7 protein-coding genes are annotated in these 11,868 nt (G+C 71.7%); 2 read left to right on the forward strand and 5 right to left on the reverse strand.

Annotated features, from left to right (window positions below):
- Positions 1-115 precede the first annotated feature (115 nt).
- From HDA41_RS32190 to HDA41_RS32210, 5 genes are all read right to left on the reverse strand, one after another.
- Positions 116-3,172 carry a non-ribosomal peptide synthetase gene (locus tag HDA41_RS32190; RefSeq protein WP_184990221.1) on the reverse strand — a complete coding sequence of 1,019 codons (3,057 nt, stop codon included), beginning with the start codon at positions 3,170-3,172 and terminating at the stop codon, positions 116-118.
- Positions 3,173-3,219: 47 nt separating this feature from the next.
- Positions 3,220-3,957: a sulfotransferase-like domain-containing protein gene (locus HDA41_RS32195; RefSeq protein WP_184990223.1), complete on the reverse strand. Its 738-nt coding sequence runs from the start codon at positions 3,955-3,957 to the stop codon at positions 3,220-3,222.
- Complete coding sequence (locus HDA41_RS32200) at positions 3,954-4,937, reverse strand: aldo/keto reductase (protein ID WP_184990225.1); 984 nt, start codon at positions 4,935-4,937, stop codon at positions 3,954-3,956. The genes HDA41_RS32195 and HDA41_RS32200 overlap by 4 nt, the downstream gene beginning before the upstream one ends.
- Before the next feature lie 45 nt (positions 4,938-4,982).
- Positions 4,983-6,182 carry an argininosuccinate synthase domain-containing protein gene (locus HDA41_RS32205; RefSeq protein WP_184990227.1) on the reverse strand — a complete coding sequence of 400 codons (1,200 nt, stop codon included), beginning with the start codon at positions 6,180-6,182 and terminating at the stop codon, positions 4,983-4,985.
- Between the two features lie 75 nt (positions 6,183-6,257).
- Positions 6,258-9,203 (reverse strand): amino acid adenylation domain-containing protein, encoded by a 2,946-nt coding sequence (locus tag HDA41_RS32210; protein ID WP_184990228.1) that lies wholly within the window; start codon positions 9,201-9,203, stop codon positions 6,258-6,260.
- Between the two features lie 270 nt (positions 9,204-9,473).
- On the opposite strand from HDA41_RS32210, the gene HDA41_RS41715 reads away from it, so the two are divergent.
- Together HDA41_RS41715 and HDA41_RS41720 are read left to right on the forward strand one after the other, a co-directional pair.
- Positions 9,474-10,832 (forward strand): condensation domain-containing protein, encoded by a 1,359-nt coding sequence (locus HDA41_RS41715; RefSeq protein WP_230299541.1) that lies wholly within the window; start codon positions 9,474-9,476, stop codon positions 10,830-10,832.
- Positions 10,829-11,854 (forward strand): 3-oxoacyl-ACP synthase III family protein, encoded by a 1,026-nt coding sequence (locus HDA41_RS41720; protein ID WP_230299542.1) that lies wholly within the window; start codon positions 10,829-10,831, stop codon positions 11,852-11,854. The genes HDA41_RS41715 and HDA41_RS41720 overlap by 4 nt, the downstream gene beginning before the upstream one ends.
- Positions 11,855-11,868: the final 14 nt, after the last annotated feature.

Consider the following 11,868-nt stretch of genomic DNA (forward strand, 5'->3'; position numbering starts at 1 on the left):
AGGAACAGCTGCCGTCTTCGACCTCGAGCGCACGTAGAAAGCTCTTCAGGCACCCTCACCTGAAGGCATCGCCGGCCAGGACATGCCCTGCGGCCTGCCGCTGTGCGTGGAAGTCTCAGCCGATGCCACCGTCTCCCTGTACCGGCTGTGCAGGGCGCCGCGACGTCGCATACCGTGCGAACACCTCGGGGCCGACCGGGCTCCAGTCCACCTCGATCGACTGGAGCAGCTTGTGGCAGTTGCGGCTGAAGTCCGGCGACAGCACGGACCGGAACAGGCCGTGCAGGCCGTGTGCCTTGCCGGGACCCGGATCCGGCAAAATCGTGACCAGCTTTCGCATCAGTGCGGTGTCCCGTGCTCCGACCATCCGGTGGAACTCGGGGTAGGTCACTTGCCGCAGGCCGAACTCGACGGCGAAGCGGCCCAGCAGGTCGTCGAGGCGTATCGGTTCACGCTGCACCACATGGAACGTCGTGCCGAGGCAGCCGCCCCGTACGGCGGCCGCGATGAACCGGCTCACGTGGTCCACGGGCGTGAAGTCGCTCACCGCGTCCGTCTCGAAGAAGACGCCGAGTTTGGCGCAGGCGTCGAGAACGAACTCCGCGAGGCCGCCGCCGTGGCTGAAGACCCCGGTCCGGGTGTGCGGCATGACCTCGCCCATTCGGTACAGGCTGACCGGCAGGCCGTACTGCCGGCTGGCCTCTTGGAGCATGGCCTCCGCGACCCACTTTGTCTGGCTGTAGCCGCTCTCAGGGACCTCGCCGACCGAGGGGAAGGTGCTCTCGTCGGGCGCGGCGGCCCCGTGCGGGAGCAGCGCCAGCGTCGACAGGTGATGCACGGGCCGGGGCGGGCCGCTGCCGCCGCGGGCGAGCCGGATCACCTCACGGGTACCGAGCACGTTGGCCGGGCGCAGCCGCTGGTACGGGTAGAGGAGGTTCACCTCCGCGCCCGCGTGCACGATCGCCCCGGTGCGCTCCGCGAGCCGGATGAACGCCTCCTCGCCGAGGCCGAACCGCTCGGTGCCCAGGTCGCCCCTGATCACCTCGATCCGCTCGTCGGCACTGGTCAGCGGCAGCCGGTAGTGGCGGGCGCGGGCGTCGAGGCGGGCCCGTGCCGCGGCGTCGTCGGGCGCGTTGACGAGGCAGGCGACGGTGGCGCCCGTCGTGCGCAGCAGCTCGTCGAGGAGGTGGATGCCGAGGAAGCCGGTGCCTCCGGTGAGGAAGACATGGCGGAGTGCGGTGGGTGCGGTGGGTGCGGTGTACGTGGACCGCTGCGGGAGCATCGCGTCGGCGAGCATCTGCCGGCGTACGGCGGTCACATCACGTACGGCGCCGCCGCGGGCGACGAGTTCGGCCTGGGCGCGGATCGTCTGGGCCGCCATCAGATCACGGACCGAGACGCGTACCCCCGACAGGTCCCGCAGCCGCAGCGCGAGGCTCTGCAGGCTCAGGGACGTGGCGCCGAAGTCGAAGAAGTTGTCGTCCGGGTCCGCTTCGTGGCCTGTGCCGAGGAGCTCGGTCCACAGGGCGCGCACTGCCTCTTCGGGGGTGTCCCCGGCCCGCCCGGCCGTGCCGCACTCTGCCGCTTCGGGCGCGCGTTCCGCCAGGAGCCGCGCCAGGGCGCGGCGGTCCGCCTTGCCGTTCGGTGACAGCGGCATGCTGGTGACCGGGACGAACCGGTCGGGTACCTGCTCGGCCGGGAGCAGCTTCCTGGCCCCGGACCGCGCGGCCACCGCGTCGAAACTGTCCTCGGCGACGACGGCGGCGACCAGCATCGTCCGGTCCGCCTCGCCCTGCACGACTACCTTCACGTCCTGCACGCCGGGCAGCGCGAGCAGCGCCCGCTCGACTTCCGCCGGTTCGATCCGTACGCCTCGCACCTTGAGCTGGTCGTCGTGGCGGCCCACGAAGTACAGGCGGCCGTCCGCGCGGTACTGGCCGAGGTCGCCGGTGCGGTAGAGGCGATCACCGGGGATGTTGGGGAAGGGATTGGGGCCGAAGGCGGTGGCGGTGCGCTGTGGGGCGCCGAGATAGCCGAGGCCCAGGCAGTCGCCGCCGATGAGGATCTCGCCGGTCTCGCCGGTGCCGAGGCGCCGCAGCGCGTCGTCCACGACGATCGCGGAGGTGTTGTCGATGGGACGCCCCAGCGGGATCTCCTCGCCGTCCACGGCCGTCAGGGTGTGGAAGACGCTGCCGATCGACGCCTCGGTGGGCCCGTAGGTATTGGTGACCGCCGTCCCCGGCAGCAGGTCGAGGAAGCGGCGCACCGCGTCCACGTTGATGGCCTCCCCGCCCAGCAGGACGTGCCGCAGCGAGCGGAGCGCGTCCCGCAGCCGCGGCTCTGAGGCGAGCAGGTCGACGAGGACGGTGAAGATCGACGGCACGAAGTCAGTGATCGTCACACCGTGGCGCTCGATCTGTTCGACGGTGCGTTCCAGGTCGAGCAACCCGTCCCTGCGCGGCATGACGACGCTGCCGCCCGACGTCAGCGGCCACAGCAGCTGCCACAGCGACGAGTCGAACACGGACCGGCTGTTCTGCAGTGACACATGCCCGGTGCCGAACCTGCGGGTCATGAAGAGGAACCGATTGAGGAGGCCGTGGTGCACGTTGAGCGTGCACTTGGGCAGTCCCGTGGTGCCGGAGGTGAAGAAGCCGTAGAACAGGTCTGGGCGCGCCGGCCGGCCCGCGGCGGGCGCCTCGGCGGTCTCCGCGAGGGTGCGGTGGTCGGTCACCAGGGTGCGGGCCGTGGCGAGCGCCGTCCGCGGGGTGCGCGGGGAGCCGACAGCGAGGTCTGTGCCGAGGTCGCCCAACAGTGCCCGCAGCCGCTCTACGGGCCAGGCGGGGTCGAACGGAATGAAGGGCACCCCGGCCTTCATCGCCGCCAGCATCGCAAGCGGTAGCTCCAACCCGTCGCTCACCAGCAGCGGCAACAGCGTGTCGCGGCGGGCGCCGTGGTCCATCAGCGCCGCCGCCAGCGTGTTCGCCCTGCGGTCGAGGCCGCCGTAGGTCAGCGTCGCGCCGTCGTAGACCAGCGCGACGGCGTCCGGCCGATCACGGGCCTGCTCCTCGATGAGGTCCAGGGTGGTCGCGGCGGCCCCGGGATCGGGGTACGGCACCCTGCGGCCGTTGGGGTCGGGCAGCAGTCTGGTCGAAGGCGTGCAGGAAGACATCGTGGACCCCTGTCGTCTGGTGCTGCTTCTCTGTCGGAGCGCGGGCCTCAGCCCGTGGCGGGCGTGCCCGGCGCAGCGGCGCGCAGCCTTTCGTAGAAGGGCAGATGGTGACGGTAGTAACCGTTCAGCACCGGGCTGTTGTCGACCGTCACCTCGTACTGCTTGCTGCGCGCGTGGAATCCCGAGCTCAGCGCGACGTCCTGGTGCCAGCGGCTCGTACGGCTCCACTCGGAGCGCTCGCCCGGCGACCACGACAGGGCCCCGTCGTCGTAGGGGATGCCGACCGTCGCGCAGTAGGCCCGGATGACGGTGGCCGGGTGCTCGACGAGGACGTCGGCGTCGATCACCGCGGGCGTGCGGCCGGTCTCCATACGGACCCGGTCGAAGATCTCGTACAGGTTCTCATAGCCGATTTCGGGCAGTGTCACCTCCGGATTGATCGCGTAGTGCGACTCGATCGCGGCCCGCGGCTCGCGGATGATGAACGTGTGGGTCACACGCTCGGCGAGCGGCAGACTCTCGAAGAGCGGCGCGTGCCGGAACTCGGTGGTGTCCTTGAAGAACACCGGCGTCGTGTCCGACAGCTCCACGAACCTCGCGAACAGTTCCCCGGGGGTGCGGTACACGGCCTTGTCCACCGCGAACGGCTGTCCTGCGGCCAAGTCGGAGAACGGCTCGTGGAACATGCGGAAGTCGCCGCGCTGCGCCATCATCCGGAAGAAGGCGGTCGAGCGCGACCGCGGCGGACTCCACAGGGCCAGCAGCTGCGGCCCGACCGTGCTCATTGCGACCACTCGGTCGGCTCGCGGTCCCAGCGGTGCGTACGCAGCGCCGTGCGGAGCCCGTCGGCGAGCCGTGTCCCGTCGCTCGCCGCGATGTTGGCCCGCACGTGCGCGGGCCGCCGCATGCCGGGGATGACGGTGTCCACCTCCTCGTTGTCGAGGATGAACCGCAGCGCCAGCTCGGGCAGCGTCATCCCCTCGGGCACGATCTCCTTGAGGGCGTCGGCGCGGTCCACGCTCTCCCTCAGGTTCTCCGGCACGAAATACGAGGCCCGCCAGTCGCCTTCGGGCCAAGTGGTGTCCTTCGTCAGCGTGCCCGTCAGCGAACCCTCGTCGAAGGGGACCCGGGCGATGACCGCGACGTCGAGCTCGCGGCAGAGCGGGAGCAGCTCGTCCTCCGGAGCCTGGTCGAACACGTTGTAGATGACCTGGACACTGTCGACGAGCCCGGTCCGCAGCGCCGCGATCGCGTTCCACGGCTCCCACCGATTGATGCTGATGCCGATGCCGTCGACCAGGCCGGAGGACTTGAGTGCGTCGACCGTGGCGAGCCAGCGCTCGTCAGCGGCCCAGGCGTCCTCCCACACATGGAACTGCATCAGATCGATACGGGAGACGCCGAGGTTCTCGAGGCTGTTCTCCGTGTACTCCATGACGTGGTCGTAAGGGAAGACGTCATCGAGTTCCGACTCCCGGGTGGACGGGAAGTTCCGGTCCTTCGGGGGGATCTTCGTGAAGACCTTCAGATCCGCCGCCGCGTTCTCCTTCAGCAGTCTGCCGAGCAGCACCTCACTGTGCCCGCGGCCGTAGATCCAGGCGGTGTCGAAGGCGTTGCAGCCGAGATCGACGGAGAGCTGGAGCGCTTCGAGCGATGTCTCGTCGTCCGCGCCCTGCCAGCCGCCGGGACCCGCCCCGACGCCCCACATGCCGTAGCCGATCTCGGACACGTTCCAGCCGAGTCGGCCAAAGGTCCGGTAATGCATTGTTCGTTCACCCTTCGTGGATGGTGGGAGAAGAAGACTCAAGGCCTATTCCCGTGCCTCCGCCGACACGGTGAACGGCGCGGAGCCCCAGTGGTGGCCGCCGCCCGCGAAGCGCCGCTGGTGCACCACCCCCGCGCTCCCGTCGACTTCGAGCAGCGCCCGCCCGACGACACTGCCCTTGTAGAGATCGAGGCCTACGGTGACGGTGGCCGCGGCCAGAATTTCCTCCAGGCCCGCCCGTGCGGCGCGCGCCACGATGCCGTGCACCCTGCCCTCGTAGACGGCGACCGCGAGCTGCCGGGACAGGAAGCCCGCGGTGTCCGCGGCGGCCCGGTCGGTGACCGATTCGTAGGCGGCGCGCACCGCGTGCGCGAAGAGCTCCATGCCGGGTGCCTCGTACACCCCGCGGCACTTGGTGCCGTTGACCCGGTGTTCCACCACGTCGGTGAGGCCGAGGCCGTTGCGCCCCGCCACGGTGTTCGCGGCCTCCAGCAACTGCTCGGGCGGCAGGCGGTGGCCGTCGAGGGTGACCGGGCGGCCGCGTTCGACGCCGACCAGGACGCGTTCGATGCGGTCCGGCGCACGGTCGGGGGCGACGCCCATCAGCCGCTCGACCCGCAGCGCCGACGTGCTCAGTTCCTCCAGGCGCGCGTCCTCGTGGGAAACGCCGGCCAGATTGCTGTCGACGGAGTGCTCGGCGGTGTTCCCGGGCATGCAGACCAGGCCCGCCGACGCGATCTGCCGGGCCATCGCCGCACGGTCCGCCATGGCCTCCCGGATCTCCGGGCTGCGCCACGGCGCGAGCACCGTCAGCCCAGGCGCGAAGTGCTCGGCGTACCGCTCGAACCTGCGCTGGTCGTTGCCGCCGCCGACGCAACCGTGCGCCAGCACGGAGAAACCGGCCTCCCGCAGCCGCGGTGCCACCGCCTCGACAATGACGGAACGGGAAAGTCCGGTGGAGTTCCAGTACCCGCCGTCGTAATGGGCCCTGAAAGCCGCCACGTCGAGCGCGGCACGCGCCATCGCGGGCCGTGCGTCCACCTCGTGCAGCGCAATTCCGGCGGTGCGTACGGCGGAGGTGAACGCGTCGAAGTCCTTGCGTTCGCTCTGCCCGATATCGAGAACGAAGCCTTCCACGGCGCATCCGTTGTCGTGCAGCCAGGACGCCACCGCGAGAGAGGAGAGACCGCCGGACAGGCAGATCCCGACTCTGTGGTGCTTGAGCTCGGACAGCGACAGTTCCATGCCTCTCCCAAAGGTCGCACCGGTTCTGAGTCCCTCGCCCGTACCGCGGGCGTCGCGCCATGCCGTGGACGCCGGTCATGGCGAGGCCGTGTTCTGCGGGCGCGCCGTGCGGGGGGCCGCCGCAGCATGGGCGGGTGCGCCGGACGGTGCTCTTCCGGCGGGGGCCCGGGGCACTGCCGGACGTGCTGTGCCGCTCGTGAGGGCCAGGCGGTCGATCTTGCCGTTGGCGGTGAGGGGGAAGCGGTCCAGCGCGGTGACGGTGGCCGGCACCATGGCCGCCGGCAGCTTCTCCGCGAGGAACGCGCGCAGTTCGTCCTGCGCTGCCGCCCGCCCCCCGTCGGGAGCGACCACATAGGCCCGCAGGACCGGCAGACCGGCTACCGAACGGTCGGCCACGGCCACCGCCGAGAGCACGCTCGGGTGCCCGGTCAGCGCGACCTCGATCTCGCCCAGTTCGATACGGACACCCTGGATCTTCACCTGGAAGTCCTTGCGGCCCAGCATCTCCAGGTCGCCGTTGGGCAGATAGCGGGCCATGTCGCCGGAGGCATAGACGCGTTCTCCCAGGTCGGGGTCGCTCCGGAAGCGTTCCGCGGTGCGCTCCTCGTCGCGCCAGTACCCGCGGGCGAGGCCCACCTCGCCCGCGACGTGGATCTCGCCGGGCACCCACACGGGGCGCGGCCGCAGCCGCTCGTCCAGTACGTGATAGCGCTGGTTGGCCATGGGACGGCCGATCGGGATGCGTGTGGCGTCCGGGTCGACGGTGCCGACCGGGTGGATCACCGACAGCACACAGGTCTCGACGGGGCCCGCCGCGTTGAACACCCGGGTGCGCGGGTTCAGTGCGCGGATCCGGTCCGGCAGCGTGACCGGCAGTACGTCGCCCGCCTGGATCACGGTCCGCAGGGCCGCGATCCGCTCCCGCCCGCCGCCGAGCTCCACCTGCGTGGTCAGCATCTCCAGGAGCGCGGCCACCGCCAGGACGAAGGTGACGTCGGCCGCCCCCATCAGGTCCGCCCAGTGGCCCGGGTCGGGATACGGCGACGGATCCGGTATCACCACGGCACCGCCCGCCGCGGTGACACCGAAGGCGTCGTAGACGGAGAGGTCGAAGTGGACTCCCGACAGGGCCAGGCACCGGTCGCCGGGGCCGATGCCCACACGCCGGTTGACGTCGTGGAGTGTGTTGAGCGCGCCCAGGTGGTCCACCATGACGCCCTTGGGGGTGCCCGTGGAGCCCGAGGTGTGGATGACGTAGGCCAGGTCGGTCTGCTGCTGGACCTGCTCCAGCGGGCCGTCGTCCACGTCGTCGAAGTCGGTGTCGACCCTCAGCCGCCGTACGGTCCCGGGCCATGGGGTGGCCACCTCGGTACGGGCCGTGGTCAGCACCAGCTCCACCATGCCGTCGTCGAGCAGACGGTGCAGCCGCTCGGCCGGCACCGCCGGGTCGATCGGCAGATAGGCGGCGCCGGAGGCCAGGATGCCGTGCAACGCGACGATCTGCTCCCAGCCTTTGTCCATGACCACCGCTACGAGCCGCCCCGGCCGCGCCCCGAGTGCGCGCAGCCGCCGACCCACCTGGTTCATGCGACGGTTCAGCTCGTCGTAGTCGAGCGTGCGCCGTGACGTGATCACCGCAGGGGACCCGGGGCGCAGCCGGGCGTGCTCGGCCACGGGTGTGTGCAGCAGGCCGGCCGGCAGCGGTGCCCGGGTGGCGTTGGCCGTCGCCTGGAGGGCGAGCTGATCCTCGGGGACCAGTACGAGGGGCTCCGCCGTCCATTCGGGACCACCGGCCGCGAGTCGGCCGAGCAGGTCCGCGAAGGCCCCGGCCATGGCCTCGATCATGCCGGGCGGGTAGTGCCCCTCCGGCCGGTCCCACACCGTCTCCAGCGCCCCGTCCGTGCCGCGGACGACCTGAACGGTGAGCGAGGCCCCGCCGCCCGGCGCGGCCGCCGCCACCGCCGGGCGGAAGGCCGCCGGCTGCGGTTGGTCGAGCAGCCCGGCGAAGAGCACCGGGAAGGAGCCGCCGCCGTCCCGCCCGGCCCCCTCCTCGCACAGCACCCGCAGCGGGCTGACGTGGCGGTGCCGGCCGTCGGCGGCCAGTCGCTCGGCGAGGGCACAGGCCCGGGTGGCGAAGGTGCCGCCCACCGCCTCCACCGCCAGCAGCGAGAAGCGGGTGGGCGCGAGCCGGACGAAGAGGTGGGCGACGGTGAAGCGTTCCGCGCTGCTCCAGGTGCGCAGCACCTCGGCGAAGGCGGCGGTGACGGTCTCGGTTGCGGTGCAACCGTGCGCACAGGCCGCCGCGGTGAGCCGGTCCCAGGTGCCCGGGGGCGTCGGATGGGCGGTGCGGGAGAGCGGTAAGGGCCCGGCCGGTGCCCCGGCGCCGGCGAGGGGCAGGTCCGGTGGCGGCGGCAGGGAGGCGACCCGCTCCCGCCAGTAGCGCCGGGAAACGGCGGCGACTTCGGCCGGGACGTCCGACGTGCCGAGCGGTGCGGGCCGCGGTGGGGCGGCGTCCGGCGCGGCGTAGCAGCACGCAAGGTCCGGCAGGAGCACGTGCACGAGGCTCCAGTGCTCCGTCGCGGTCGCGTCGACGGCCAGCTGTACGCGTGCCTGCCCGCCGGGCAGCAGTGTCACCCGCACCTCGTACGGCAGGGTGCCGCCCGGTGCGCGCGCCGCCATACGGGCCCGTTCGGCCAGCACCCGCCGGTCGGCGTCCTCCGTGTCCGCCGCGCGCAGGTCGAGCACCGGGACCTCGAGATGACGCGGCGACACCGGCGCCGTCTGCGGCCGACCATCGGCCCCCTTCACCGTGCGCAGAGCCGGGTGCCGTGTCACCAGAGCGCCCCACGCACGGCGGAAGTGCCCGGTGTCGACATCGAGGAGATCCCACTCCAGGTAGTGGGGGGCGGTTGAGTCACCGGGTCCGACGGGCCCGGCTGCCGCCGCGTCGGAGAGCCGGGCACCGGCCTCCTCGTCGGCGAAGCGACCGCGGACGGAGTCGGTCGAGGGGCGATCGGGCATGTGGGCCTCGCCTTAGGGAAGTCTACGGTCGATAAAACGTGATCGTTTGTGATGTTCCGGCGCCAACGGCGTGTCCACGAGTCGGGAGAACGCCGAACACCGCAGGCCACGGCTGTCAGGGGAGTTCCCGACTGGAACCCCGGCGGGCACGGACCACAATGGTCCCCGGACCACCGTCGCCCCACCGTTCGGACCTGCGCCCGGCCGCCCCGTGCCGACCGACCGCCACCGCACCGTGCCGCCGACTCGCCCACTACGCCGAGGAATGGGATGTCACGAGATTTGTATGTGTTCCCCGCCTCCCCGGGCCAGGAGTGGATGTGGCTGATCCACCACATGTTCAGGGAGGCCTCGCCGTACCGCATCAGCGGTGTCGTGCGCCTCCGCGGGCCTCTCGACATCGGCCTGCTCAGCAGGTCCCTCGACCTGCTCGTCGAACGGCACGAGGCTCTGCGCACCGTCTTCCGGCTGGAGCCCTCGGGCGACGTGAGCCAGGTGATCAGGCCGGCCGAGCGGGTCGAGCTGGAGACGGTCGACCTCACCGGCGGTGCAGCCGGTACGGACGAACGGGCCCACGCTCAGCTCCGTGCTTTGTGCATGCGGCCGTTCGACCTGGCGCAGGGGCCTTTGGTGCGCGCGGCTGTCATCCGGATCGGCCCCGACGACCACATGCTCGGGCTGGTCCTCCACCACATCGTCAGCGACGGCTGGTCGATGGGCGTCGTGACCTCCGAACTGGCCGAGACATATGCGCTGTTGGTCGCGGGCGACCCTCCCGATCTGCCCGAACCCGCCCTCCAGTACGCCGACTTCGCGCTTTGGCACCGCGAATGGCTGGCTTCGGATGCGGCCGCGGACCACGTCGCGTACTGGACCAGGAAACTCGACGGCGCCGAGCCGCTGCGGCTGCCCATCGATCCGGCCGCGCCTGGTGTGCAGGCGTCACCGCTGGGCTCCCTGCGGCTCGGCCCGGCCACCGCCGCCGCCCTGGCCGAGACCGCACGGGCGGAGGGCACCACCGTGTTCATGGTGCTGCTGAGCGCGTTCGCGGCCATCCTGGCCCGGTGGAGCGGCCAGCAGGACTTCGTCATCACCGTGCCCGTCGCCGGCCGCCCCCAGCCGGAACTGGCGGGCACCGTGGGGTTCTTCGTCAACACGCTGCCCATCCGCGTCAACACCTCCGGCGACCCGACCCTGCGGGAACTGCTCCACCGCGTGCGAGCCGGCTGCCTGGAGGCCTACGACCACCAGGACGTGCCCTACGAGACGATGGTGCGCAAAGCAGCATGGCGGCGCGACGGGCCCGGTGCGCGGCTCGGCCCGGTGATGTTCGCGCTGCGCGCCCCGCTCGGCCCGCCCCTGCGCGCGCCCGCCGGGCTCACCATGGAGCTCCAGGAGATCACCCCGACGGCCGGGGAGATGGACGTCTTCGCCGAACTCGTGGACGTTCCCGGCCAGGGGCTGCACGGTCATCTCGCCGGAAACGGCGCCCGTGTGGGCCAGGAGACGATGGACCTGCTCGCCGACTCTCTGACCAGGGTGCTGACCGTCGCGGCCGCGGGCGGCGGCACCCGCGTGCCCGATCTGCCGGTGCCGCTCGCCGCCCCACACCCGGTCGGCGGATCGTGAACGTCCCGGTGGACTTCGGCGTCGTGGCCCTCGCCACGGCCCTCGGCGAGCGGCGGGACGTCGCCGGCGCGGCGGCGGACTACGTCGACGACCCGGAACGTGTCCTGCAGTGGGGCTATCGCAGCTTCCACGAGGCGCCGGAGGGCACCACACCGACCGATCTCGCGGTCCGCGCCGCGGAGCGCGCGCTGAAGCGGGCCGGGTGCGGTGCGGACGAGGTCGACCTGATCGTGCTCGCCGACTCCGACGTGCCCGAACATCTCTACTGGGACGGCTCCACGGCGCTCGCCAGGGCGCTCGGTGTGCGGGGCACGCCCACGCTGCTGCTCACCCAGGCCTGTGCATCGGGGGTGATGGCCTTCGAGACGGTGGCCGGCGCCATGCTGGTCCGGCCAGACGTCGGCACGGTGCTGCTGGTCGCGGTCAACCAGGTGTCCGGCGCCCACCGCAACCGGATGCGCACCAGCACCTGCCTGGTCAGCGACGGCGCGGTGGCGGCGGTGCTGCGCCGCGGCCACGGACGGCTGCGGTGGCTGGCGACCGAACAGCACACCGAGCCCGAGTACGCCGACTTCTACCGCGCCGAGTACGGCGGCAGCCGGGTGCCGTTCCCGCCGCCCGGACGCTCCAACACCGACCTCTCGGTGCCCCAGCGGGTCCAGGAGCACTTCGGCAGAGACCCGGTGAAGCTGCTCGGGTTCATCGACGAGCTGTACGCACGGCTCGCCTCCGTCGTTGCCCGGGCGTGCCGCAGGGCCGGAACGGATCCGCAGCGCATCGCACGTCTGGTCTACCTCAACGACAACCAGCAGACGATACGGGAGGTGGCGAAGGCTGTCGGCATCCCGGCGGAGCGCACCAACGCGGCACTCGCCGCGGACCTCGGCCACATGGGCGGCGCGGACCAGCTCGTCTGCCTCGACGCGCACCTCACCAGGGGAGAACTGGCGGACGGCGATCTCGTCGCGCTGGCCGGGGTCTCCGCCGGCATGCACTGGTTCTGCACTTTGATCGCCGTGTGACCGCGGAAGGGACT

Origin of the sequence: Streptomyces caelestis (assembly GCF_014205255.1) — a bacterium.
Classification (GTDB): Bacteria; Actinomycetota; Actinomycetes; order Streptomycetales; family Streptomycetaceae; genus Streptomyces; species Streptomyces caelestis.

What these genes read in the sequence shown, in the direction of transcription:
- HDA41_RS32200 (WP_184990225.1), bottom strand. Translation starts at nt 4,937, where the DNA reads ATGCATTACCGGACCTTTGGCCGACTCGGCTGGAACGTGTCCGAGATC.
- HDA41_RS41715 (WP_230299541.1), top strand. Translation starts at nt 9,474, where the DNA reads ATGTCACGAGATTTGTATGTGTTCCCCGCCTCCCCGGGCCAGGAGTGG.
- HDA41_RS32205 (WP_184990227.1), bottom strand. Translation starts at nt 6,182, where the DNA reads ATGGAACTGTCGCTGTCCGAGCTCAAGCACCACAGAGTCGGGATCTGC.
- HDA41_RS32210 (WP_184990228.1), bottom strand. Translation starts at nt 9,203, where the DNA reads ATGCCCGATCGCCCCTCGACCGACTCCGTCCGCGGTCGCTTCGCCGAC.
- HDA41_RS32190 (WP_184990221.1), bottom strand. Translation starts at nt 3,172, where the DNA reads ATGTCTTCCTGCACGCCTTCGACCAGACTGCTGCCCGACCCCAACGGC.
- HDA41_RS32195 (WP_184990223.1), bottom strand. Translation starts at nt 3,957, where the DNA reads ATGAGCACGGTCGGGCCGCAGCTGCTGGCCCTGTGGAGTCCGCCGCGG.